Source organism: Ruegeria sp. HKCCSP351 (assembly GCF_017872535.1).
Classification (GTDB): Bacteria; Pseudomonadota; Alphaproteobacteria; order Rhodobacterales; family Rhodobacteraceae; genus Ruegeria.
The window spans coordinates 518,413-543,712 of record NZ_JAEDOV010000002.1 but is presented as its reverse complement, the minus strand read 5'-3'; the positions used below and the strand labels follow the sequence as shown (position 1 = coordinate 543,712).

Genomic DNA, 25,300 nt, shown 5'->3' with positions numbered 1-25,300 from the left:
CTTCCGGCCGCCTGCCTTCCAACCCTCCCCATTATTCTGCGACATTTTGTTTTTGTTTGTGTTTATTGAACTGTTGGTCGAAGAGGTTTTTGAAAGGGCCGTTTTTCTGCATGAGTTGGTCGAGGTTTCCCTGTTCGGCGATGGTGCCGTCCTGGATGACGATGATCTTGTCTGCCTCCAGCACGGTTGACAGGCGGTGGGCGATGACGATGACGGTGACATCCTGTGTCAGGGCGTCCAGCGCCTCTTTGACCAGCGATTCCGATTCCGCGTCCAGCGCGCTTGTGGCCTCGTCCAGCAGCAGGATTTCGGCCTTGCGCAGAATGGCACGGGCTATCGCGATGCGCTGTTTCTGACCGCCCGACAGAAAGGTTCCGTTTTCGCCCACCGGGGTCTCATAGCCCTGCGGCAGGTCGGTGATGAACTGATGCGCATGTGCGGCCCGGGCTGCCGCGATCACCTCTTCATCGCTCGCATCGGGTGCCGAGCAGCGCAGGTTGTCCATCACCGAGGCCGAGAACAGGAACGTGTCCTGACCGACATACGAGATTTTCCGCCGCAGCGAGGCAAAGCTGACCTCCCTCAGGTCCTGGCCATCGATCTCGACGCTGCCCTGATCGGGGTCGTAAAACCGCATGATCAGGCCAAACAACGTGGATTTGCCACCACCGGACTGGCCGACAAGGGCCGTGGTTTTCCCGGCCTCGAAAGTGGCGCTCATGTTGTCGATCACCGGCACCGTGCCCTGATAGCCAAAGGTCACATTGCGCAGCTTGATCTGTCCGGGGCCGTCACTCAGGTCACGGGCCCGGGGGCTTTCCACCATCGTGTCCTCCTGATCCAGCAGGCTGAACAACATGCCGACACCGACCATGCAGGTTTCGATCTGGACCCGCATCCTGGACAGGCGCTTGGCAGGTTCATAGGCCATCAGCAAAGCGGTGATGAAGGACATCAGCTGACCCGCGGTCGGCTGTTCGGTGCCCGCGATGCCCATCGTGCTGACAATGAGAACCCCGGCAACCGCCAGACCGGCCAGAAACTCCATCAGCGGGCTGGCAATGGCCTGCAGCCGGGCGATGTCGTTCGAGCGCTGTTCGACCTTCCGGATTGCGGTCTCCATTCGGTCGATCATGCGATCTTCAAGCGCAAACACCTTGATCACCTTGATCCCCGCCGAGGTCTCCTGCAGCACCCGGATGATCTCTGCCAGCGATTTGAACTCGGCCTGCATGATCGAGCGCACGCTTTTCAGCAGATACCGCACGCCCAGCAGGGCAACCGGGCCCACCACAAAGAACATCACCGACAGAACCGGCTGCTGATACACCATGACCACAATCAGGCCGACCAGGGTCAGGGCATCGCGGACAAACCCGGTGACCAGAACATCAATCAGGCTTCGGGCCGATTGCGCGCCATTGGTCGTGCGCATCAGCAGATCCGATGATTCATTGGTCGAGAAAAACGACACCCCGTGCCGGACCAGCTTGCGGTACAGCTTCTCCTGCTGCTGGGCCACAATCCGGTTGCCCGCGCGTGCCAGAAAAACGGCCTGAATATACGAGGCCACCGCCTTGGTCAGGAACAGAAGCACAACCCCCAGCGCAATGACATGCGCCCATCCCCGCAACTCCGGGCTGGTCATGGCATCGACGATATATTCCATCATGTAAGCCGAGCCGGCGGTGGTGACCGCTACCGCGATCATCGCCAGGATCGCAACGCCGTAAAGCCCGCCCTGCGCATAAAAGCTCTCACCGACAAGCCGGCCCATATAGCCCGATCGCCACTTGTTCCAGGCGCGCTTCATCATTGCGTTCTCCAAATCCGTGAAACGGTGCGCACGCCCAGATACCCCATATCCCGCCGCGCCTAAAGGACAGATGCAACCCTGCGGCAGACCAACCCATCCCAACATCCAAACACGCTAAATAAGACCTCACACACAAACCCGCAACCAAAACCAAAAAACTAAACCAAGCATAAACCTAAAATCGAAAAAGGCTGTGGCTCCTGTTCTTTCGAGCAACATGTCATTGGTCAAAACCAAAACAACTGTCGCAAATGACTGGCATCCAATACCCAACCGGTTGCTGAAATAGGCGCTGCAACAATTACAGACGCAAATGTGACTGTTTTGAACAGGAGTTTCGTTTCATTTCACGGCCAAATATGGCAATTCTGCCCTTGCGGGTCCGGTCCGCAATTTAGAAACACAAGCAGGTCGCGATCATTCGATGAGAGCTGAGATAACTTCTGAACAAGCCGTCCGCGATGCGGTTCAGACGCATTCGAAGCGTGTCTGGCGGTTTGCGCTGGCATTATCGGGTGCCTCGGATGTAGCCGATGATTTGTTACAGGCCACATGTTTGCGCGCGCTTGAACGACATCATCAGGTGACGTCGCACAACCGTTTGGATAGCTGGTTGATGACAATCTGCCGGTCGATCTGGCTGAACGAGCTGCGTTCGCGGTCGGTTAGGCGCGCGCAGGCGCTGTCGGTGACCCCCGAAGCGGATCTGGTTGCAACGGGACCGGACACGGAAACGAATATTTTTGCGGCTGAAGTGTTTACTCAAGTGATGCAGTTGCCAGAGGCACAGCGCGAAACGGTTATGCTCGTCTTCGTTGAGGGGTACAGTTACCGCGAAGCCGCCGCCTTGTTGGAGGTTCCAATCGGCACGATCATGAGCCGGCTTTCGAATACCCGGCAGAAACTTAAAACTGTGATGCAGGTTGATGCAGCGGACACCGCGCGACGGAGTGGCAAATGACGTTTTCCGACGAGACGCTGTTAGCATATCTGGAAGGCAGCCTGGATGAGGCTCAGACCCGCGCTATTGAGGCTGCGGTTGTAGATGACGCTGCGCTGGAACATCGTCTGATGGCGCTGGATCCGTTTGCGCCTGCTGTTCGGGATGTTTTTGTGAACCTGCCCGCTGAAGCGCCGAAGGTGGACCTTCCGGAAAAAACGACGCGGCCCGCCAATGACGGGTTTCTGCGTCTTGTTGTGGTGGCTGCCAGCGCGGCGTTTGCAGCCGTCGCCGTAACCTTCTGGGCCACCCGGCCAGCAGACTTAAGCTGGACCCAGCAGGCCGCGATCTATCAATCACTTTACGTGCCGGAAACGATTGCATCGCTGGACAGTTCAGAAGCGTCGCTGACCAAGCAATTTGCAATGGCCGAAGCCGAGCTGGGACGATCGCTGAATCAGGAAACACTGGAAGCGTTGCCAGGGTTGGAGCTGAAGCGGGCGCAGGTTCTTTCATTCAAAGGCAAGCCCTTGATCCAAGTGGTTTTTGCCGACGATCAGGGTCAACCACTTGCCTTCTGTGTCATTCGCCAGGGACCGAATGCCGCAAATACCGAAGTTCAACATACGGTGTTGAGCGGTTTGGCAACTGCAAAGTGGGAGCAGGGCGGCTATGGATATATGCTGTTGGGCAGTTCCCCGCAGACGGATTTAAGCGCCGAACTGGAAGTATTGACCCGCACATTCTCGGGCTGATGGAAAACCCTTGTGAACTGTTGCAAATGCCCAAAGAATGCCGGGTATGACGCCGAAGAAAACCACGCCCCTTCCAGAAGACGAGGTCGATGATCTTGGCCCAGCCAGCATCTATGATGGTGATCCGGCAGAAGAGGATGACCCTTGGTTTTTGCCTCCGGACCAGGACGTGGAGGAAGATTTCTTTTTGCCTGGTCCCCGATCGGATCAGCGCCCGTTATTCGATCCGCGCGATTGGTATTTAGCACAATCAGAATTGTCGGCAGAGCTTGCTGATCTTGCCCTGACCTTTGGCGCTCTGGATGAGCGGCTGCGTTCGGGGCCTGAGGGGTGGACGCATCGTTTGGCACTTATGGAAACGTCCGATCTGGGGTGGTGGACAGGGGATCGGGTCAGCGTGGACCGCCTAGCTTTGTGGACGGGTCTGAGGATCGGCGCGACCCACGATGACGTGCAGGCGCTGTTTCGGGCAGGTTGGGCCGTGCGCCGTCTGAGCTCAGGCGCGGGCCCTGCGACAGGCGGGTGGGAAAGCGGGTTGACCGCGTTTCTCGACCGTCTGGCTCAGGGGGCCGATGCGACGCCTGAGGCGATCGTTGATCTGGCCGAAGTCATGCGGAATGCTGAAAGGCTGCACCCGGTGACACAATCGGCCATCGCGTTTCATGCATGGCGAGCGGTTTCGCAGGGGGTCGGACAAGACACCGAGGCGGCAATCATCGCAGCGCGGCACGCGGCTTCGATGGGGCGGGGTGGCGCAATGTTCATGCCTCTGGCGTTGTCTGGTCCGGGTGCGTTGCGCGGAACAGGTGGGCCGACGGAAAAGTTAGGGTCTTGGATACAGGGCTCCGGGCAAGCTGTTCTTGCGGCTTTGCTGCACCTCGACAGGATCAGTGTCTGGGAGGGTAAGGCCCGCGACGCGACGCAGGATCTGAGCGGTCGCACCCCCCCGCGTCTGATTGATGCTCTGGCGGCGTGGCCGATGGTCTCGGCCCCACTTGCAGAAGAACTTACCAATTCTTCCCGCGCAGCGGTTCAGCGGAACTTTGACCTGTTCACCCGGAGAGGCCTGGTGCGCGAGGTCACCGGACAAGGCCGCTACCGGGTTTGGACAGCCGCATTATGATCCGTCAACTACTTGCGAAACGGTAAGATTGGACGGGTGCTTTCAGCGTCCAACGCCGACGTAGGTTTCGAACCCCGATTTCAGCGCTGTAGTTTTCGAGTAGATGTTGCGCAGGTCGACCATCCTGGCTGATTTCATTGACGCCGCAATTTCGGAAAGGTTCAGCGCGCGGAATTCATTCCATTCCGTCAGCAGCACAACAACATCCGCGCCCCGCGCGGCGATATACGGATCGTCGCACCATTCGGCGCCCGGCAAAAGCGCCTCTCCTTCAGATTTTCCCTGTGGGTCAACAACACGCACCTTTGCGCCTCCGCCTATCAGGGCGGGGACGATAGACAGCGATGGCGCGTCGCGCATATCGTCCGTATTGGGTTTGAATGTGACACCCAGAACCGCCACGGTTTTGCCGTTGAAATGATCGTCACATGCGTCACGAATTTTCTCGATCATCCGTTTCTTGATTTCGTCATTCACGCGGATGACGGTCTCGGTGATCTGCATTGGATGCGCGTGGTCCTGCCCGATCCGGGCCAACGCGGCCGTGTCTTTTGGAAAACATGAACCACCGTAGCCAGGTCCTGCATGCAGGAATTTGTTGCCAATCCGCCCGTCAAGGCCAATGCCACGCGAGACTTCTTTAACATCCGCACCAACTTTTTCGCATAGCCCGGCGATTTCATTGATGAAGGTGATCTTGGTCGCCAAAAACGCGTTGGCGGCGTATTTTATCATCTCCGCGCTTTCCAGATCGGTGGTCAGGATCGGGAAGTCGCGCAGATACAGAGGGCGGTATATTTCTGCCATCACTTCGGCCGCGCGGTCATTTTCAACGCCGACCACGACGCGATCCGGGCGCATGAAATCGTCGATTGCCGCGCCTTCGCGAAGGAATTCAGGGTTCGAAGCCACGTCAAATTCGGCCTGGGGGTTGGCGGCCTTGACTGTTTCCCACACATTCCTGTTTGTTCCGACGGGCACAGTCGATTTTGTGACGATAACGGTATACCCGGTGACAGCCTGAGCGATTTCTTCCGCCGCTGCCATCACATAAGTCAGATCCGCATGGCCGTCTCCACGCCGGGTTGGCGTTCCGACAGCAATAAAGACAGCATCGGCGCCGTCTACTGCGGCTGCAAGATCGGTTGTGAAGCTCAGGCGGCCAGCCGCGACGTTTCGCGCCATCAGCACGTCAAGACCCGGTTCATAAATAGGCACCTGTCCGGCTTTGAGCATATCGATTTTCTGCTCAGCCTTATCAACGCAAATCACATCATGACCGAAGTCCGAAAAACACACGCCGGACACAAGGCCCACATACCCGGTGCCGATCATTGCAATGCGCATCTGCCAAATCCTTTTTTACCAATTACTATCAACGGCGCGGGCACAATCGAAGAATCCAGCGCCGGTTTCAATGATTTACAGGTATGGCTGCTGAGTTCCCATGTTTTCTTGTTGTTTTTGAGGCAATAAGTACTGAAACAGAGGTTTTTCAATCCGTCGTGCTGCGCAGAACCTGTTGAATCACGGCCATTGTCAGCTAAAAAGACACAATTCTGGGCATGGGTCTGAAGTAAACAGCCATCAGGCGTGTGGTGTCGCGCTGCCTGCTTTTTCGCCCGGAGTTCGGCGTCTTCGGTGGGTCCAATGGAATCGGCGATTGCTAAGGAAATGGCTCGACTACACAAAAAACCGCCCGAACCACAGTTCAGGCGGCAGCTGCACTCAGAACCAGCGCCCTATGGCGATGACACTTGGTGAAAAAGCTGCTGTATCCGAAGTTGCGGAGAGAGCTTTGCACGAGGCTTGAGTGTTTCCGGGCCCATCAAACCCGATGAAACGATTATTAGCTCCAGCGCTGCCACTAATGCAGGGCGCAGAGGAAAATGGCGCTGGGTAGTCCCACGTTATTGCAGCGCTTGCGAATAATGCGCCTTCAGCGGTCGTGCAAGCGACAGGCAACAACGCGGCGGTGCAAATCAGGGTTCCATCGGCAAAACGCGTAAAATCGCCATTGGCATTACTTCCGCGCTCTATGACCGCACCGGTTGGTGTACCGCCAACTTCCGATACCGCCCCCAGAAGGTTGCCCGGCCCATAACCGTAGTCTGCACGCATAAGTCGACCCGGAGTGGTATCCGTCGCATCGCCCTGAACAGCTGCACCAGCCGCTGTTCCGGTCGCGGGGTCAAAAGTCAAAGCTTCCGTCCAGGATCCTCCGTCTGGGGACACTTTGATTGAAAACCCCGTACTTCCGGATAACCCCATTTCAGCGTGGCCGGTCCAGTTCGACTGAAACACCAGCGATGCCGTATCGCTCGCACCCGCCTTGTTGATCTTCAGCTGATGCCCGCCGCCCTCATGGCTCAGAAGCGAGGCTGGGCTTCGGACAGACAAGCGATTCGTAAGGTCTGAGCTTGTTGCCACCCCAATACCGTCCAGGTTCTGTGTATTGACGGGCAAGGGTAGCCAATCAGACCCATTCCAGAATTTCAGTTCACCAGTGGTCTCGTCCCAGGCGCGCCAGCCCGCATACGGGGTCAAGAAATGCCAGGCGTTGTCCAGCCATGCGGCAAGCTCTCCTGCATGTCCGGCCCAGTCCCCAGTGGGGGTGACGCCCAGAGCATAGACATCGCCCTGCTCGGGGACTACGGGCGGAGTGCCGGCATTGGTCGTTCGCACTGTCAGCTGCACGACCAGATCAAGCTGCCGCAGTGCTTCATTGTGAGTAACGTGTTTTTGAGCCTGCGAAGGTTGTAGAAAAGGCAGGCGCAATCTGGGTGAGGTCATTGACACGGGGGGGGTCCTCCTGTGGCTGTCGGTCCGGAAGTCGGTTGCGCGCCACCCTGCCGTAAGGCGCGTCAATCCGGTCTGACCTGGCCGACCGCACAGGAAATGATCTATTAACCTAAGTAACTCCGGGGACAAGCCGACCCGAGTATGGCCTATGGAGAACTTTGTCGCTGCTTAATCTCGGGCATAAATGTCTTCGTACCGTATGATGTCATCTTCGCCCAAGTAGGTGCCTGTCTGAACTTCGATCAGAACCATGGGCACTTTGCCGGGGTTCTCCATCCGGTGCACGGCACCCAGCGGGATATAGACAGACTGGTTTTCGCTGACCAGCCGTTCCTGATCATCGACTGTAACCTTGGCGGTGCCTTCAACCACAATCCAATGCTCGGACCGATGGTGATGGGACTGCAGACTGAGCGCTGCGCCAGGATGTACATGGATTCGTTTGACCTGAAATCTGTCACCGATTACGAGGCTCTCAAACCAGCCCCAGGGGCGGTGATCGACCGGAAGCGTATCTGCCTGTTTGGCCCCTTTTGCCTTTAAGGCAGCGACAGCCTGCTTGACGTCCTGGGCTTTGTCCATGCTAGCAACCAGCACAGCATCCGGCATCGCAACTGCGATAACGTTCTCAAGCCCCATTGCCACCACTTCCTGAGCTGGCGATTCTGATCGTATCAGAACGTTGCGGCAGTCGATTGTGGTTACTTCCCCATTTGTCGCGATGCCGTTTTCATCAGGGTTTGACAATTCTTGAACAGCCGTCCAACTGCCAACATCCGACCAACCAGCGGAATACGGAACCACGCTGAGGTTGGGAGCTTTTTCCATGACCGCATAGTCGATCGAGATGTCATCGACGTCAGTCCAAGCCGAAGGATCCAATCTCAGGAACCCCAAATCTGTCTTTGCGTTGTCGACGGCCTTTTGGACAGGTGCAACAAGGGTGCTTGCGAATTTTTCATATGCGGCAACGATGTCACGTGCCGCAAACAGGAAGATGCCGGAATTCCACAGGTAACTGCCATCTTTCACCATCGCCTGCGCCGCATCCAGATCCGGTTTCTCCACGAACCGATCCAGGCGAACTGCACCCCCGGACGCGTCTAGGGCGTCGTTCAGCTTTAAGTAGCCATACCCGGTTTCGGGCCGAGTGGGCGTAATACCAAATGTCACCAGATCGCCTCGTTCGGCAATTGCGCGCGTGCCTTCGGCGACGGCCTGATGAAAAGCCGCCTTGTTTGGAAGCACATGATCGGAAGGTGCAACCAGCATGATGGCATCCGGATCACGTGAGGCAAGGTAGAGCGCCGCCGCCAGTACGGCAGGGGCCGTGTTGCGCCCTTCAGGCTCAATCAGGATCGGACCGGGGTCGATCCCCACGGTGGTTAACTGTTCAGGGACAATAAACCGAAAGGCTTCGTTGGTGAGAACCATTGGTTTGGCATAGGGTGCATGAGAGGGTCCCAACATCCGGTCAGCACAATCTTGCAAAAGACTGGTTTTGCCGACAAGTGGAACGAATTGCTTGGGATAGCTTTTGCGCGACAGGGGCCACAAACGCGTTCCTGAACCACCACACAGGATGACTGGATAGACCGTACTGTTCATACACGTGCCCCTGAATTGCTGATGACCAACGATATTGTTCAATTATTTTTGTAGACTGAAAGATCCCGTGGCTACTGGGCCGCTTTTCCAGTTGCCACAATGTCATTCAGATATTGGCTCAGGTCATCACGCAGGTCGTCACGGGCAAGGGCAAAGGAAACGGTTGCTTGCAGAAAACCGGATTTTGAGCCGCAGTCGAAACGCTGCCCGTCGAACTTGTATCCAAAAACAGGCACACCGGATGCGATATCCTCGGCGATTGCATCAGTCAGTTGGATTTCACCACCACTTCCGGTTTTCATTGCGTTCAGGTTGTTCAGCACGGAAGGTCGAAGAATATAACGACCAATAACTGCCAGATTGGATGGCGCTTTCGACGGCTCAGGCTTTTCAACCATACCCTTGGCTGGAATGACCGGGCCAATACTGTCGACAACATCCAGCACGCCGTACGAACTTGTCTTTTCTGGTGGAACTTCCATCGTTGCCACCATGTTGCCGCCTGTTTCTTCATAGGCTTCAACCATTTGTTGCAGACATGGTTTGTCTGCAGCAATCACATCGTCAGGCAGCATTACGGCAAAAGGTTCATCGCCTATCAAACGGCGCGCGCACCATACGGCGTGGCCCAACCCCAAGGCTTTGTGTTGGCGGATATAGGCTATCGCGCCGCTTTCCATGTTGGTCTTGTTCAGGATATCGAGAAGCTTGTTTTTACCTTTGGCCATTAGCTCCTGTTCGAGGACGAGGTTATGGTCAAAGTAATCTTCAAGCGCGGATTTCCCGCGAGACGTCACAAAGATGAACTCTTTGATCCCAGCGGCGCGGGCTTCGTCGATTGCATATTGCACCAGCGGGCGATCCACCAACGTCATGATCTCTTTCGGAACGGATTTGGTTGCCGGCAAAAACCGGGTTCCCATTCCCGCCACTGGAAAAACTGCTTTGGTGACTTTACGTGTCATGGTGCCTCTCAAAACAAAACTTGGCCGGCAAAGCAAAAAACATCCGGAATGTCCTCTTAGTCTTCAAAACCGTGTCAATCAATCATGCCCGGTGTGCCGACTGTAATTGACCAACTCGTGCCATCTCGGTCCAGATGAGTCAAAAGCCGACTCTATTGTTTCCTGTATACAAGGACTGAACCACAGTTCCCAGAGACCCTTCCGTTACAACTCTGTGCCAAAAATCTGGCGACGATTTGTCGATCACGGAAAGTTGATGTGTTTGGAGCAGCGTCAGTTGACTTAAATAGTCCCCGGACGGAGTCCCGCGTACCTTACATTGGATGGGCATATCGCATTGTTATAACGAGAAGTTTTGGGCTGCGCGGTCAAAAAAAGAACTCAGTTGGCAAGGACTGTGCGTTTGAAATTAACACGGCTCGCTTAGTCGCAAGCGGCGTGTCTAAATGGCACACGCAACCCGTCGGCAAAAATCCGAGCTTCATGGAAATACATGGTCTGACGCATCAAGTTAGTTTTCGATTGAGCAACAATATAATCGCAACCACAAAGATTGATGTTAATGACGGTCTGTTGCGACCGGCGGTAAGACGCTCAGGCAAGTTACCAGAGACCGTTCAATGCATGCTTGGTGCCTTATCGGGCCAGTTTTGTTTTCATCGAGATTTCAGGAAAACAGGTAGGTGCAAGACCCATCGCTTCCTGCCATCTGCCTATTGATCGGCGGGTTTTGAAACCTGGCAAACCGTCAACGCCCCCGACATCGTACCCCAAGCTTTCCAGCGCGCCCTGCATCTTTGCGATGTCAGAACGGTACAAGCCACCGACCTTGCCCCATTGTCCTTTAAAATCGCCGCTTCCAAATTGGATTCTGTCACCGACATGGCCCACGAACAAAGCATACAGATCGCTTTTGTTGTATTCCTTAAGAACGTAAAAATTGGGAGTGACAAGAAAAGCAGGACCAAATCGTCCGGCCGGCATCATCAGGTAACCTGCACCCTTCAGCTCGTGAGCTGGATAAGGTTTGCCCGAGACCCGGTTTATGCCCATCGCTTCCCATTGCTGGATTGACCGCCCCTGATCAGGTCCTTCCAATGCACATGATACGGTTGCTGGCACAGACACTTCGAAGCCCCAGTCACGCCCGGCGACCCAGCCGTGCTGTTTCAGGTAGTTGCCAATCGATGTGATTGTATCATCGGATGACCCCCAGATATCGAACTGTCCATCGCCGTTGCCATCTGCGGCGTATGCCAAATAGCTTGATGGCATGAATTGGGGTTGTCCTAACGCGCCTGCCCAACTGCTTTTCATTTGCCGGGCTGGCAGGGGCCCTGCTTCCGCGATTTGCAGAGCTGCGATAAGCTCGGTCGTGAAGTAGTCCGCGCGTGTGCTCATGAATGCCTTGGTCGACAGAACCCTGAACGCATCATGGCGGATTGGCACCTGCCCATAGCCGCTTTCTCTGCCCCAGATTGCCAGAATGATACGAGCAGGAACGCCTGTATTGTTTTCGACTTTCGCAAGAATCGCAGAATGTTGCCTCGCCATCCTGCGCCCGACAGACGTTGCACCCTGAATTGACCCCGGATTGAAATACCGGCTGGGCGAGCCAAATTCGGCTTGTTTTTGCGCCTTGGGCGTTTTGTGTTTTTGTCCGGGCGGAACCAGGTCAGGCAGGTCCCAGTTCAGAGTAACACCGGAAAACGCCTGTTGCAGTGTGTTGCGCGAAACACCTTTGGCCTGCGCCTGCGGCCAGATCGTCTCCAACAACCACGACTGAAACTGGCGTTCAATTGCTGCACGATCCTGTGCCAGTGTGGTCTGGGTCAGAAGGATCAATCCTAAAGTGAACAGCAAAGTACGCATTGACGATTTATCTGTCCCGACTGGCCTTGCAAGTCAACGGGAAGATGCCGCGCGACCCGTCGCCGTTTACACCCAAAGTTGAAAGAAAGTTGAGGATGGCAATCCCTGGTTCGGAATAACTCTTGAGAAAATTCACCCACTTGCCGATAGTTGGATGGGATCGAGATGAGGAGAGGACAGTCAGCTGTGGCACAAGTCGTTTCGTCCAATCCATCCTTGCTCAGGCTCGCCGCTGTGTTCCTGTTGATCGCTTCGGTGCAACCAGCTTTGGCCAGCGACAGCTTTTTGGACCCGCAAGGCCCGATAGCGGCAGTTCAGAAAACGCATTTGCTTCGGGCGACCGCATTGATCCTGCTGGCCGTTATCCCGGTATTGGTGCTGGTCCCGGTAATAGCATTTCGGTATCGCCGCCGAAGCAACCGCATTGCGCCTTACGCACCGGATTGGGATTTCTCGGCCAAGCTGGAATTTGTCATGTGGGGCGTACCTGTCATAATCGTGGCCCTGCTGTCTTTTTATCTTTGGAAGGCGACGCATCGGCTTGACCCGTATTCGGCACCATTTGGTGAAGACCCGGCGCTGCGGGTTCAGGTTGTCGGTCTGGATTGGAAATGGCTGTTTCTGTACCCCGATCTCGGGATCGCCACTGTGGGAGAGTTCGGAATTCCGACAAAGCGGCAAGTTGCATTGACGCTGACAACCGATACCGTGATGCAGTCGTTTTTAATACCCGCGCTGGCTGGACAGATTTATGCGATGCCGGGCATGACCACCCAGTTACATCTTGTCGCGGATGCGCCGGAAGTGATGCAAGGTGAAAACACTCAGTACAACGGACGGGGCTTTACCAAGCAGAAGTTCCGCACCATCGCAATGAGTGGTGAGGATTTCGACACTTGGGTCGAAGAAGTGCGTAACAACAGCATCCAACTCGATGCGGCAACTTATCGGAATTTGGCCATGCGGACCGACAGGGATGAGGTTCAGGCCGCTTTGGGAACATCTCGGATGCCGGATGATGCGCTCTACTTCACAATAGAAGACGACCTGTTCCGGAATATCCTGAGCCGTTACCACAGCGGTCAGCCTTTGCCGATCGATCTACAGCCTGGAACTGCATCATTTGGGCAGGAGGCGCAAAAATGACGCCTACCAAGACAGGTTTCTTCGGGCGTCTGAATTGGGACGCTTTTCCGATTGCCGGGTTGATCCAGAACCCAAATACAAATGAGATCGTGGCCAATACAGCCGCAGCTGTTGTGATTTTTGGCGTTGTGGTTGTCGTAGGATTGCTGAGCTGGTTTCGTCTGTGGACACCCCTGTGGCGCGATTGGCTGACTAGCGTCGATCACAAGAAGATCGGTATCATGTATATCGTCTTTGCCATCGTGATGCTGGCACGCGGAGTCCTTGAAGGCGTTGTCATGCGCGCGCAGCAGGCTTCCGGGCCCGGCGACGGCTTCCTCGAAGCGGAACACTTTGCCGAACTTTTCAGCACCCACGGCACAATCATGGTCTTCTTTGTTGCCGTTCCCTTTGTCTTTGGTGTTGCGAATTACATTGTCCCGCTGATGATCGGCGCGCGTGATGTGGCGTTCCCGCGACTAAACCAGATTAGTCTGGGTCTTACGGTTTCAGCAGGCATGATGCTGATGGTGTCGCTGGTGGTTGGAGAGTTTTCGACCGGCGGCTGGACAGCATATCCACCGTATACCGGCGCGGCGTTCAATCCCGGCGTTGGGCCGGATTACTGGATCTGGGCCATCGTAGTTTCGGGCATTGGCACCTCGCTGACCGGTATCAATTTTGCCGTTACGATCTACAAGTTGCGCGCTCCGGGCATGACGTTCATGCGGCTGCCCATGTATTGCTGGACAATCATTTGCAGTTCGATCCTGATCGTCTTTGCCATGCCGCCCTTGGGTGTCGCCGCGCTGATGCTTGCCGCTGATCGCTATCTTGATTTTCACTTTTTCACAAACGACCTCGGCGGCAACATGATGAACTATGCCAATCTGTTCTGGCTGTTCGGCCACCCCGAGGTTTACCTGTTGGTGCTGCCTGCCTACGGCATCTATTCCGAGGTGTTCGCGACCTTCTCGGCCAAACGGCTTTATGGCTACAACTCGCTTGTCATTGCGACCATGTCGATTGCAGTGCTGTCGTTCACGGTTTGGCTGCACCACTTTTTCACCATGGGTCAAAGCGCGCTGATCAACGCGGTGTTTGGTATCGCGACCATGCTGATTGCCATCCCAACCGGCGTGAAAGTCTATGACTGGATGGCGACGTTGTGGCGGGGGCGCATTCGGTTCTCGGTGCCTATGCTTTATGGGCTTTCATTTTTGATTCTGTTTGCCATCGGCGGCCTGAGCGGTGTGATCCTGGCAAATCCAACCGTAGACTACCAGGTTCACAATACGCTGTTTTTGGTGGCTCACTTCCACAACGCGTTATTGCCTGGCGTGTTGTTCGGGTTGTTGGCGGCATACAATTACTGGTTCCCCAAGGCATTTGGATTTCGACTGAACGAATTCTGGGGCCGGGTTTCTGTTTTTTGCTGGACCGGGGGGTTTTTGCTGACATTCATGCCGCTCTATTTCGTCGGGCTGTTGGGCATGCCGCGCCGGTCTTTCAGCTATAGCGATCCGTCTTTCCACCCTTTCATGATCGTAGCCATCATCGGAGCGATTGTTATTACCTGTGGATTGTTCTCGGTCCTGATCCAGCTATGGGTCAGCATTCGTGACCGTGCCCAAACCCGCGTTCCTGTTGGGGATCCTTGGGATGGTCGTACATTGGAATGGTCTATCCCTTCACCGCCTCCGGCTTACAACTTTGCGATAATCCCCAAGGTTACGGATCGGGATGAATTCACGGCACAGAAGGCAAAAGGAACGGCCTATCCGACACCAGACGCTTATGAAGATATTGAATTGCCCCGAAACACAGGAATTGGCTTCGTCCTGTGCGTTCTCAGTGGCATATGGATGTTTGCGCTGGTCTGGTGGATCTGGTGGCTTGCAGCGATAATGACGGTTTTGATGATCCTTGCGGTGATCATCTGGACATTCGATGACAGTACAGAACTCACCATCCCCGCGGAAGAGGTGCGAAGGGATTACGAAGCCTGGCTGGCGTTGGTCCACAGCGAAGCCGCAGTTGATCGCGACTTTGAAACTTCTCCGGAAAACCGCGGCCTTGCCCGCCCGGATCTGGAGGTTGCGACATGAAGCGCGCGCCCACTCACAGCTATCCCGGTATCAATCTTGGGGAACATCACGCCAGCGCCCACAAGGCGACCGAGGTTGTCACCTTTGGGTTCTGGGTCTTCTTGATGAGCGATCTGGTCTATTTTGGCCTGATGTTTGCGATTTACATAACGATGATCGATGCGCAGGCAGGTGGCCCCGGCCCGCACGAGCTGTTTGATCTGAAAAGTGTCTTTGCGCAGACCCTGATACTGCTGACCAGCAGCCTGACAGTTGGTCTTGCGATGCTGGCGCTGAAGTACAATCTGCCGCGCGGTCGCATTGTCTTGTGGTTTGGCGTCACGCTTGTTCTGGGCCTTAGTTTTCTGGTGCTGGAAGTGCGTGACTTCATGGCCATGGCGGAAAAAGGTGGCAATCCACAGCGCAGCGGATTTCTGTCAGCCTTTTTTGGGTTGGTCCCGCTGCATGGTCTGCACGTTGCGACAGGATGCCTTTGGCTGATCGTTTTGGGTATTCAGCTGCGCGTCAAGGGCATGACCGACGTGGTTATCTCGCGCGTGGTGCGGCTGGCGTTGTTCTGGCATTTTCTCGATCTGATCTGGATTGGGATCATTACAATCGTGTATTTCGGAGGTCTGACCTATGGATAGGCGCTCTGAAATGCATCGTCGCGAGCGTCGGCGCTATGTGATTGGGTATGGTGGCTCGCTGTTGCTGACCTTGGCAATGTTTGGCGTGGCACAGGTTTATGGGATTGAAACGGTTGGTGTTTACCTGACCATCGGGTTGATTGGATTGGCACAGCTTGTGTTGCAGCTTGTCTACTTCCTGCATATCGACCGCCGGCGCAGCAGCCGTGAAGATCTGCACCTAGTGCTGTTTTCGACACTGGTTCTGACGATAATGATCCTTGGCACCGTCTGGGTTCTTGGCAATTTGGCCACCCGAATGCACATGCACTTGATGTAGTGCCTATTTGAGACAAGCGGAGTAGCGGGTCGAGATTTGGCTTTCGGCAGGACCACCAATAGCGGAAAAAGCCTCAGTACGTTGTCCGCATTTGATAACCCTGATGAAAGGTCATTCGTACGAAAGTGACTGGGGTATTGCGAAACCACGTTGTCCGCTCCAACTGGAACAAAGGTGTTCCGGGCGGAACAGAAAGAAAGTCCTGAAGCGGACCGGTTGCCGGAACAGCTGAGAATGCAATTTCCGCGTTCGAAAAAGGAACCTCGGCCAGCAACCATTCGTTTGGACCGGTGGACAGAAAGTCTTCATCCATGACGTGCGGTACCGCGGCTGTATTGATCCATCGTTCCTCGTACTGGAAGGGGCGATTGTCTGCATGGTGCATACAGCGCAAATGCAGAATTTGCGTACCCTCGGGCAGCCCGAGTTTGGCTTGTAGCCATGCCGGGCAATCAATCAGTGTACGGCTGACCAACGCATACCGGTATTCTGCATTCATATCTTCAATGGTTTGACGGACTACCGCAATCGGCAATCTGGCCTGTTTGACCGGTGTTGTAACCACACGTGTGCCGCCTTTGCGTTTGCGTGTTACAATACCCTGATCAGCAAGTTCACGCAGAGCTCGATTGACAGTCGCGCGGGCGCAGCCGAACTCGGCGGCCAGTTCCAGTTCGGTGGGTAGCAGGCTGCCTTGCGGCCAAATTCTGGTCTGGATGCGATTCAGAACTTCATCGCGGACATCCTGAAAGCCGACGTTTTTCTGCTCGTTCACATTGTACTCACTATATTTTCCAAACTTATTAGTATTATGTCTAGGTTAACGGCGAGATGCAAAGAATTTGACCCAGAACCTTATCAGATTGCAGGATTTCGCGGTTACGCCATGGGCCAATGGTGGCGGGGTAACAACCGAACTTGCCGCGAAGCGGGTCGGTAAGCACGTCGTCTGGCGTATCAGTGTGGCCCGGATCGATCGGGATGGGCCATTTTCCCGATTTCCGGGGATGTCGCGCGTACACACGATCATCGAAGGGACCGGGCTTGATTTGCTGAGTGATAGTGGTGTTTTACCAGCGCGGCCATTCCTGCCGGTTTCGTTCGACGGGGCGCTCGCGCTGAATGCGCGGCTGTTGGGCGGGCCGTGTCGTGCATTCAATGTGATTTACGATTCAAAGGTCGTTGTTGTGGTGAACGTTTTTGCAAATGATCAGGAATTCGAAGCGACAGCGGGCGAGTTTGTCTTTGTCGCCTCGGGAATGGCCCACATGTCAGACAACACGCCGCTGGTTGCCGGAGACGCAATGACGCTGAACGCCGCTGTTACGGTCAGTCCGGCTGCAGGAGCTAAGATCCTTCGCGTGTGTTTCAATAAGATCCCTAGCTAAAGCTCAGCCAGAAGCTCACTTATTGCCCCTTTGTAGTTACGCGTGACCTTGTCCCGCAGGACGTGATGTCCGTTTTGAACCTGGTGTCTGCCTGCGGACCAAAGATCAGTTACGACATTATCTTTGGCGGCAAAGACTAGACCATCCAGCAGTTGGTGAGGTTGTAGTGCGCAAAGGGCAGGGGCCTGACTGTCGATGGCGACGAGATCGGCCAGCATTCCTTCGGTAATTTGCCCCGCGTTGCGGCCTAGCGCCTGCGCACCGCCAATAGCTGCGCCGCGATAAAGGGTTTGTCCGGCAGAGCCTTCGCCAACCACCATCACGTTACGTGACAGATCGCGCAGTCGTTGCGAGTATTCGAGTGTGCGGAGTTCTTCGGTCATGGAAATCAACACGTTGGAGTCCGATCCCACGCCAAAAGCGCCGCCTGCATTCAGATAGACAGGGCCGTTGAAAGGCCCGTCGCCCAGGTTGGCTTCTGTCACCGGGCACAGACCGGCAACCGCTTTGCTGCGGGCCATTGCGCAAGTCTCTTCGTCGGTCATATGGGTTGCGTGGATCAGGCACCAGTTGGACTCAACCGGGGCATTATCCAGCAGCCATTCGACCGGACGCGCGCCAAGGCCAGCCTGCACTTCCTCAACTTCTCTGGGTTGTTCAGCGATGTGAATATGGATTGGACCGGAACTTTGTGATGCCACCACCTGCGCCAGATCGCGCGGACAGGTGGCGCGCAGGGAATGTGGCGCGATGCCGACGCGACAGTCGTCGGGAAGATTGCCGAGCGCACCCCGCGCCTGTGCGACAAGTTCGCAAAAACGGTCCACATCATTGCCAAAGCGTCGCTGCCCCGCCTCCAGTGGTTTTTCCCCAACTCCTGCATAGCTGTAGAGCACGGGCAGATGGGACAGGCCAATTCCGGTCTCAGCAGCAGCGGCCATGATCCGGTCGCTGAGTTCGCAAAGCCTGTCATAGGGTTGCCCGTTCGGTTGGTGGTGCAGATAATGGAATTCCCCGACCGAGGCGTACCCGGCCTCCTGCATCTCGACATAGACTTGCGCAGCGATGGCCTGAATGTGTACGGGGTTCAGGCGGGCTGTGAAGCGATACATCAGATCACGCCAAGTCCAGAAACTGTCACGGCCAGCCTGCCGATATTCGGTCATTCCCGCCATGGCACGCTGAAAAGCATGGCTGTGAAGGTTGGCCAAAGCGGGCAGTAGAGTGTCAACGCAGGTGTCGCCGAGTTGCGCGACCGCGTCGGGTGTCAGACGGGTAATACGACCATTTTTGATCTCGAGTCGTAGATTCTCTGCCCAGCCGGCTGCCAGATAGGCCCGTTTTGCGAAAATGACCGTCATCCCTACCTCCGGTTTTATGAATAGACATATGCCATAAAGACCTGTACCAGAAAAGAGAGAATTGCACCGAAGAGGGATTCGAATGCAAACCCACGATCAACTGTTCACAGATCTGCACGCTGCCACCATGGTTGGTGCGATTGCATACGGATTGATCGAAGATGCTGCGATTGCCTTGCGTGGAGGCCAGATTGCATGGGTCGGTCCGAAGACGCAGTTGCCGGAAGAATACGCGACGTTCTCTCAAACCTCGCTGGACGGGCGGCTGGTGACGCCGGCTCTGATCGATTGCCATACCCATGTAGTGCATGGCGGCCACCGCGCGGCTGAGTTCGAGATGCGCCTTAACGGTGCCAGCTATGAAGAGGTGGCCCGCGCGGGCGGAGGTATTGTTTCGACCGTGAAAGCCACGCGTGCGGCCAGTAAAGAGGATTTGATTGCGCAGGCCCTGCCGCGCGTGGACGCGATGATCGCCGAAGGGGTTTCGGTGATCGAGGTCAAATCGGGCTATGGGCTTGATCGTGAAACTGAGCTGACCATGCTGCGAACCGCGCGGGCCTTGCAGGAAAGCCGCCCGGTGCGCATTGTAACCAGCTTTCTGGGCGCTCATGCATTGCCCGCCGAGTATGAAGACCGGCCCGAGGCTTATATCGACGAAGTCTGCATTCCGACGCTCCGCGCGGCTCATGCCGAGGGATTGGTAGACGCAGTGGACGCCTTTTGCGAAGGGATTGCCTTCCTGCCCGGCCAACTGGTGCCACTGTTTGACGTTGCCAAGGAACTAGGACTGCCGGTCAAACTGCATGCTGAACAACTGTCCAACCTGGGTGGTACGAAACTTGCTGCAAGCTATGGTGCGCTTTCTGCCGACCACATTGAGTATCTGGACGAAAGCAGTGTCAAAGCCATGGAAGCGGCTGGCACGGTGGCCGTGATCCTGCCCGGGGCTTTCTACACCCTGCGCGAGACGCAACAACCGCCAATTGATCTGTTGCGCAAGTACGACGTGCCAATGGCCCTTGCGACCGACTGCAATCCGGGCTCGGCTCCGATGACGTCGCTTTTGCTTGCGATGAACATGGGGTGCACCTTGTTTCGAATGACACCCGAGGAAGCATTGAAAGGTGTCACCGTAAATGCCGCGCGTGCCCTGGGCCTGAGAGACTGCGGCAGGATCGTCCAAGGCCTGCGGGCGGATCTGGCTGTCTGGAATGTTACTCACCCGGCCGAGCTTGCCTACCGCATCGGTTTTAACCCCCTTCACGCCCGCATATTCGGAGGCGCATTTTGACCACTCTGACGTTAACTCCCGGCGCTGTGTCTCTGGCGCATCTGGAACAGGTTTTTCGCCAAGAATGCGCCGTTCGACTGAACCCGGATTGCAGGCCTGCCATAGCTGCGGCGCACGCTCGCATCATTGAGGCGGCGACTGGCGAAGCCGCCGTTTACGGGGTCAATACGGGTTTTGGAAAACTGGCAAGCGTCAAGATCGCGGCCGAGGATACCGCGACGCTGCAACGCAACCTGATCCTGTCCCATTGCTGTGGCGTCGGACCAGCGATCCCGCGTGCAGTTGCGCGGCTTATGATGGTGCTTAAACTGCTCAGCCTCGGACGTGGCGCGTCGGGTGTGCGGTTGGAACTGATTGACCTGCTGGAAGCGATGCTGGCCGCAGGCGTGACACCGGTGATCCCGGCACAAGGGTCTGTTGGCGCTTCGGGTGATTTGGCACCGCTTTCGCACATGGCAGCCGTCATGATGGGCGAGGGAGACGCTGAGTTTGGCGGTACCGTTATGTCTGGCGGCGACGCACTGACAGCGGCAGGTTTGACCCCGGTCGAACTTGGTCCCAAGGAAGGTCTGGCGCTGATCAACGGTACTCAGTTTTCGACGGCATTTGCGCTGGCGGGGCTTTTCGGCGCTTGGCGGGCGGCGCAAAGCGCCTTGGTCACCTCAGCCCTGACAACTGATGCGATCATGGGGTCTACCGCACCTTTGCAACCCGAAATCCACGCCTTGCGTGGTCACCGGGGCCAGATCGAAGCGGGCGCAACCATGCGCGCGCTACTGGCTGGGTCCGTCATTCGCGAAAGCCACCGGGACGGTGATACGCGGGTTCAGGACCCGTACTGCATCCGCTGCCAACCACAGGTTGTTGGTGCCGCGATGGATGTGCTGCGTCAGGCTTCAGTGACACTGGAAACCGAGGCTAACGCCGCCACCGATAACCCTCTGGTTCTGGCCGAGGCCGGGTTGATCGTATCAGGCGGAAACTTTCATGCAGAACCGGTCGGGTTTGCCGCCGACATGATTGCTCTGGCAGTGGCCGAGATCGGGGCGATTGCGCAGCGACGCATTGCGCTAATCGTCGATCCGGTGCTCAGCTTTGATTTGCCTCCGTTTTTGACGCCCAAGCCCGGTTTGAACTCTGGCATGATGATTGCCGAAGTCACTACAGCCGCGCTGATGAGCGAAAACAAGCATCTGGCCAATCCCTGTGTCACGGATTCAACACCGACTTCGGCCAATCAGGAAGATCACGTGTCAATGGCGGCCCATGGCGCGCGGCGGCTGGGACAAATGGTGACCAATCTGGAACGTATCCTGGGGGTCGAGTTGCTGTGCGCAACGCAAGGGGTTGAATATCGCGCGCCGCTGCCAACCAGTGATAGCCTTCAAGGCGTCATGGCGCGCCTGCGTTCGGTTGTGCCGGCGTTGGAAGATGACAGGTACATGGCAAATGACATCGAAGCAGCCTCGGCCCTTATTGCAAGCGGTGAGATTGCCGAAGGCACCGGTGTCGCCATGCCGGAGCTTGGCGCATGACTGATCCAGTCGAGGTAGTTCAGGGCGATAGTCCAATTGTTTTGGGCCTGCCTCACGCGGGCACTTCTGTGCCGGCGGCGATTGATGCCAAGCTGAATGCACAGGGTCGGGCGCTGGCAGATACGGATTGGCACATCCACATGCTGTACGACGGGCTTTTGCCCGGTGCAACCACGGTGCGTGCCACCTTTCATCGCTATGTGATCGATGCCAATCGTGACCCAGGCGGTACTTCTCTTTACCCTGGTCAGAACACGACGACCCTGGTGCCGCTTACGGATTTCGACGGGCAGGATATCTGGGACATCTTCCCAACTGAAAAAGATATCATTGAACGACGTGACTCATTTCATGCGCCATATCATGCCGCTTTGTTAGCCGAACTGGAGAGGGTGAAGGCGATCCACGGAATCGCTGTGCTGTATGATTGCCACTCAATCCGCAGCCGCATTCCTTTTCTGTTCGACGGCGTTTTGCCCGACATGAACATTGGTACAAATAACGGGATGACCTGCGCATCGGAAATCGAAACAATTGCACATGAGTTCGCCGCTTCATCCCCTTACAGCACCGTTTTGAACGGGCGCTTCAAAGGCGGGTGGACGACACGCCACTACGGACGCCCAGATAACGGTATACACGCGATCCAGATGGAGCTGGCGCAGTCGACCTACCTGACCACAGAAACACCACCTTGGACTTTTGACACCGCCAAAGCCAACCGTCTCCGGCGTTGGTTGAAAGATATTCTAGACGTCCTCAACGACACAGCATTGGAGCTTGCCCGATGACCGATCCTCGCAAAAACACCCGTGACATCTTTCCGCCCACCGGACCTGAACTGAACGCTAAAAGCTGGATGACCGAAGCGCCGTTGCGGATGATGATGAATAACCTGCATCCTGACGTGGCCGAAAACCCGCATGAACTGGTGGTCTATGGCGGGATTGGCCGCGCGGCGCGGACGTGGAAGGATTTTGACACCATCGTTGCCAGCCTGAAGGATCTGGAAGAGGATGAAACGCTAGTGGTGCAGTCCGGAAAGCCGATTGCCATTGTTCGCACCCATAGCGATGCACCCCGCGTATTGATCGCAAACTCGAACCTTGTGCCGAACTGGGCCAATTGGGACCACTTCAACGAGCTCGATAAGAAAGGTCTGATGATGTACGGCCAGATGACTGCCGGCTCGTGGATCTATATTGGCACACAGGGCATCGTGCAGGGCACGTATGAAACCTTTGCCGAGGCCGGGCGTCAGCACTATGGCGGTGACCTGTCAGGTAAGTGGATCCTGACCGGGGGGCTGGGTGGAATGGGCGGCGCGCAGCCTCTGGCCGCTGTCTTTGCAGGGGCTTGTTGTCTGGCTGTGGAATGCAACCCGGACAGCATCGACTTTCGGTTGCGTACAAAATACCTGGACGAAAAAGCCGAGACGCTGGACGAGGCCCTGGCAATGATTGATCGCTGGACCAAGGCGGGCGAAGCGAAATCCGTTGGTCTGTTGGGAAATGCCGCTGAAATCTTCCCGGAAATTTACGCTCGGATGCAAGCTGGCGGGATGCGCCCCGATATTGTTACGGATCAGACCAGTGCCCACGATCCGGTAAATGGCTACCTGCCGCTTGGTTGGACCATGGCGCAATGGAAAGACAAGCGCGAAAGTGACCCGAAGGCGGTCGAAAAGGCTGCACGGGCTTCGATGAAGCAGCACGTCGCTGCAATGGTGGACTTCTGGAACGCGGGCGTGCCGACGTTGGATTATGGCAACAACATCCGACAGGTGGCGCAGGATGAAGGGTTGGAGAACGCTTTTGCCTTCCCCGGCTTCGTGCCCGCCTATATTCGCCCGCTGTTTTGTCGGGGTATCGGACCCTTCCGCTGGTGTGCGTTGTCCGGTGACCCTGACGATATCTACAAGACTGACGCCAAGATGAAGGAACTGTTCCCCAACAATACCCATCTGCACAACTGGTTGGACATGGCGCAGGAGCGTATTGCATTTCAGGGCTTGCCGGCGCGGATTTGTTGGATTGGGCTAGGAGATCGCCACAAGGCTGGGCTGGCGGTCAACGAGATGGTTAGAAACGGCGAATTGAAAGCTCCGGTCGTCATCGGTCGAGACCATCTCGACAGTGGTTCTGTCGCTTCCCCCAACCGCGAGACCGAGGCGATGAGGGACGGTTCGGACGCTGTTTCGGACTGGCCGCTGCTAAATGCGCTTGTCAATACGGCCTCGGGTGCAACGTGGGTTTCGCTGCATCATGGCGGCGGGGTTGGTATGGGCTTCAGCCAGCATGCAGGCGTCGTCATCTGCGCAGACGGAACCGATGCCGCCGCCAAGCGGCTGGAACGGGTGCTCTGGAATGATCCCGCGTCAGGTGTCTGGCGTCATGCGGATGCCGGGTACGAGGATGCAAAAGCCTGCGCTCGTGAACATGGTCTGCGATTGCCGGGCATTTTGGGCTGATTACCACGCGAACCTTTGTTTTGTCGGTTTGCCTTAGCGCTAACGTCACATTTTCCGGTTTCGAACCGGTACTGTTTCCGCTAGGGCTAAGCCGTTCAACAGCCCCGAGGGGTTGAAGGCAACTGACAAAGGTGGCTACCCGTTGCTCGATATTGCACATGTCCGCTCGGTGATTTCGGACGTTTATGACCTTGCTCCATCGGCCACTCTGGCCAATGAGATGAAAGACACGTTTGCCCGCATGGATCGTGTGGTCAGCCCACCAGATTGGGCAATCTACGCGCCATACGTGCGGACCATCAATACGCTCAAGAAAGAGCGTAACGCCGTGATCCTTGGGCACAATTACATGACACCCGAGATTTTTCATGGCGTGTCCGATTTCGTTGGAGACAGTTTACAGCTTGCGATCAAGGCTAGTGAGGTCGAAGAAGATGTGATCGTTCAGGCCGGTGTTCATTTCATGGCCGAGACATCGAAAATCCTCAGCCCTCAGAAGACTGTTCTGATGCCCGACATGGAAGCCGGTTGTTCATTGGCAGAATCGATCACCGCTGAGGGAATCGACGAAATGCGCGCCAAATACCCCGGCGCGCCGGTTGTGTCCTATGTAAACACCACTGCCGAGGTTAAAGCAGCCTCGGATATCTGCTGCACCTCTTCGAACGCACTTCAGATCGTGAACGCCATGGAAAGTGATACGGTCATCATGACACCGGATCAGTATCTGGCGCAGAATGTTGCCAATCAAAGCCACAAGAACGTGGTGTATTGGCCTGGCTCTTGCATCGTGCACGAACAATACACGGCACAGGACCTGCGCGACTTCCGCGAATGGAACCCGGGAACACGGCTGATTGCGCATCCTGAATGCCCGCCGGATGTGGTGGCCGAGGCAGACTATTCCGGCTCGACCAGCGGCATCATCAAATACGTGCATGATGAAAAGCCGAATAAGGCGATGCTGATCACCGAGTGTTCGATGGCATCCAACATTGCCGATGAATTGCCCGAGGTCGAATTTGTCGGGCCATGCAACATGTGCCCGTATATGAAGAAGATCACGCTTGAAAAAATCCTCTACGCCCTGCACACGATGGAAGGGCAGGTCGAGGTAGCCAAAGATGTGGCTGAAAAGGCGCGCAAATCCGTACAGGCGATGATCGATCTGTCCCGCAAGCTCGGCATTTGAT

21 protein-coding genes are annotated in these 25,300 nt (G+C 56.0%); 13 read left to right on the top strand and 8 right to left on the bottom strand.

Translation table 11 applies throughout. From position 1 onward, the window contains the following. Window positions 1-31 precede the first annotated feature (31 nt). The gene (locus tag I9182_RS06605; protein ID WP_209597401.1) at window positions 32-1,816 is read right to left on the bottom strand and encodes an ABC transporter ATP-binding protein; all 1,785 of its coding nucleotides are present in this window, start codon (window positions 1,814-1,816) and stop codon (window positions 32-34) included. A gap of 424 nt (window positions 1,817-2,240) precedes the next feature. On the opposite strand from I9182_RS06605, the gene I9182_RS06600 reads away from it, so the two are divergent. Genes I9182_RS06600 through I9182_RS06590 form a run of 3 tightly spaced genes read left to right on the top strand, consistent with a single transcriptional unit; the run spans window position 2,241 to window position 4,634 of the window. Next, a complete protein-coding gene (locus I9182_RS06600; RefSeq protein ID WP_209597399.1) occupies window positions 2,241-2,777 on the top strand; it encodes an RNA polymerase sigma factor in 537 nt (178 codons plus the stop codon). Continuing rightward, the gene (locus tag I9182_RS06595) at window positions 2,774-3,511 is read left to right on the top strand and encodes a hypothetical protein (protein ID WP_209597397.1); all 738 of its coding nucleotides are present in this window, start codon (window positions 2,774-2,776) and stop codon (window positions 3,509-3,511) included. The genes I9182_RS06600 and I9182_RS06595 overlap by 4 nt, the downstream gene beginning before the upstream one ends. A gap of 46 nt (window positions 3,512-3,557) precedes the next feature. Further along, on the top strand, window positions 3,558-4,634 hold the full coding sequence (locus I9182_RS06590) for a helix-turn-helix domain-containing protein (protein ID WP_245220758.1): 1,077 nt from the start codon (window positions 3,558-3,560) through the stop codon (window positions 4,632-4,634). Window positions 4,635-4,676: 42 nt separating this feature from the next. Here I9182_RS06590 and I9182_RS06585 read toward each other — a convergent pair whose 3' ends face one another. The 5 genes from I9182_RS06585 to I9182_RS06565 form a co-directional block, all read right to left on the bottom strand. After that, window positions 4,677-5,981, bottom strand: coding sequence for a UDP-glucose/GDP-mannose dehydrogenase family protein (locus I9182_RS06585; protein ID WP_209597396.1), 1,305 nt, complete (start codon window positions 5,979-5,981; stop codon window positions 4,677-4,679). Window positions 5,982-6,362: 381 nt separating this feature from the next. Next, window positions 6,363-7,427 (bottom strand): DUF2793 domain-containing protein, encoded by a 1,065-nt coding sequence (locus I9182_RS06580; protein ID WP_245222515.1) that lies wholly within the window; start codon window positions 7,425-7,427, stop codon window positions 6,363-6,365. 177 nt (window positions 7,428-7,604) lie between these two features. Beyond that, complete coding sequence (locus I9182_RS06575; RefSeq protein WP_209597391.1) at window positions 7,605-9,044, bottom strand: mannose-1-phosphate guanylyltransferase/mannose-6-phosphate isomerase; 1,440 nt, start codon at window positions 9,042-9,044, stop codon at window positions 7,605-7,607. Window positions 9,045-9,115: 71 nt separating this feature from the next. Next, window positions 9,116-10,009: a UTP--glucose-1-phosphate uridylyltransferase GalU gene (gene galU / locus I9182_RS06570; RefSeq protein WP_209597390.1), complete on the bottom strand. Its 894-nt coding sequence runs from the start codon at window positions 10,007-10,009 to the stop codon at window positions 9,116-9,118. A gap of 636 nt (window positions 10,010-10,645) precedes the next feature. Further along, window positions 10,646-11,881 (bottom strand): lytic murein transglycosylase, encoded by a 1,236-nt coding sequence (locus I9182_RS06565; protein ID WP_209597388.1) that lies wholly within the window; start codon window positions 11,879-11,881, stop codon window positions 10,646-10,648. Between the two features lie 186 nt (window positions 11,882-12,067). On the opposite strand from I9182_RS06565, the gene I9182_RS06560 reads away from it, so the two are divergent. The 4 genes from I9182_RS06560 to I9182_RS06545 are packed head-to-tail and all read left to right on the top strand — an operon-like array spanning window position 12,068 to window position 16,062. Further along, window positions 12,068-13,027: a cytochrome ubiquinol oxidase subunit II gene (locus tag I9182_RS06560; protein ID WP_348540384.1), complete on the top strand. Its 960-nt coding sequence runs from the start codon at window positions 12,068-12,070 to the stop codon at window positions 13,025-13,027. Continuing rightward, window positions 13,024-15,114: a cbb3-type cytochrome c oxidase subunit I gene (locus I9182_RS06555; protein WP_209508292.1), complete on the top strand. Its 2,091-nt coding sequence runs from the start codon at window positions 13,024-13,026 to the stop codon at window positions 15,112-15,114. The genes I9182_RS06560 and I9182_RS06555 overlap by 4 nt, the downstream gene beginning before the upstream one ends. Further along, window positions 15,111-15,743: a cytochrome c oxidase subunit 3 gene (locus I9182_RS06550; protein WP_209597383.1), complete on the top strand. Its 633-nt coding sequence runs from the start codon at window positions 15,111-15,113 to the stop codon at window positions 15,741-15,743. Before I9182_RS06555 ends, I9182_RS06550 begins: the two co-directional genes overlap by 4 nt. After that, on the top strand, window positions 15,736-16,062 hold the full coding sequence (locus tag I9182_RS06545) for a cytochrome C oxidase subunit IV family protein (protein ID WP_245222514.1): 327 nt from the start codon (window positions 15,736-15,738) through the stop codon (window positions 16,060-16,062). The genes I9182_RS06550 and I9182_RS06545 overlap by 8 nt, the downstream gene beginning before the upstream one ends. Window positions 16,063-16,135: 73 nt before the next feature. Here I9182_RS06545 and I9182_RS06540 read toward each other — a convergent pair whose 3' ends face one another. Beyond that, window positions 16,136-16,837: a GntR family transcriptional regulator gene (locus tag I9182_RS06540; RefSeq protein ID WP_209597382.1), complete on the bottom strand. Its 702-nt coding sequence runs from the start codon at window positions 16,835-16,837 to the stop codon at window positions 16,136-16,138. Between the two features lie 67 nt (window positions 16,838-16,904). Between I9182_RS06540 and I9182_RS06535 the strand changes: the two genes are divergently transcribed. Further along, window positions 16,905-17,450: a HutD family protein gene (locus I9182_RS06535; protein ID WP_209597379.1), complete on the top strand. Its 546-nt coding sequence runs from the start codon at window positions 16,905-16,907 to the stop codon at window positions 17,448-17,450. Here I9182_RS06535 and I9182_RS06530 read toward each other — a convergent pair. Next, on the bottom strand, window positions 17,447-18,811 hold the full coding sequence (locus I9182_RS06530) for a formimidoylglutamate deiminase (protein WP_209597377.1): 1,365 nt from the start codon (window positions 18,809-18,811) through the stop codon (window positions 17,447-17,449). The genes I9182_RS06535 and I9182_RS06530 overlap by 4 nt on opposite strands. 82 nt (window positions 18,812-18,893) lie before the next feature. Here I9182_RS06530 and hutI point away from each other — a divergent pair, with 82 nt between their 5' ends. From hutI to nadA, 5 genes are all read left to right on the top strand, one after another. Next, on the top strand, window positions 18,894-20,102 hold the full coding sequence (hutI, locus tag I9182_RS06525; RefSeq protein WP_209597375.1) for an imidazolonepropionase: 1,209 nt from the start codon (window positions 18,894-18,896) through the stop codon (window positions 20,100-20,102). Beyond that, on the top strand, window positions 20,099-21,637 hold the full coding sequence (gene hutH, locus I9182_RS06520; RefSeq protein WP_209597373.1) for a histidine ammonia-lyase: 1,539 nt from the start codon (window positions 20,099-20,101) through the stop codon (window positions 21,635-21,637). Before hutI ends, hutH begins: the two co-directional genes overlap by 4 nt. After that, the gene (hutG, locus tag I9182_RS06515) at window positions 21,634-22,428 is read left to right on the top strand and encodes an N-formylglutamate deformylase (protein WP_209597371.1); all 795 of its coding nucleotides are present in this window, start codon (window positions 21,634-21,636) and stop codon (window positions 22,426-22,428) included. The genes hutH and hutG overlap by 4 nt, the downstream gene beginning before the upstream one ends. Then, complete coding sequence (gene hutU, locus I9182_RS06510) at window positions 22,425-24,107, top strand: urocanate hydratase (protein ID WP_209597368.1); 1,683 nt, start codon at window positions 22,425-22,427, stop codon at window positions 24,105-24,107. The genes hutG and hutU overlap by 4 nt, the downstream gene beginning before the upstream one ends. Before the next feature lie 142 nt (window positions 24,108-24,249). Then, a complete protein-coding gene (gene nadA, locus I9182_RS06505) occupies window positions 24,250-25,299 on the top strand; it encodes a quinolinate synthase NadA (protein ID WP_209597366.1) in 1,050 nt (349 codons plus the stop codon). Window position 25,300: the final 1 nt, after the last annotated feature.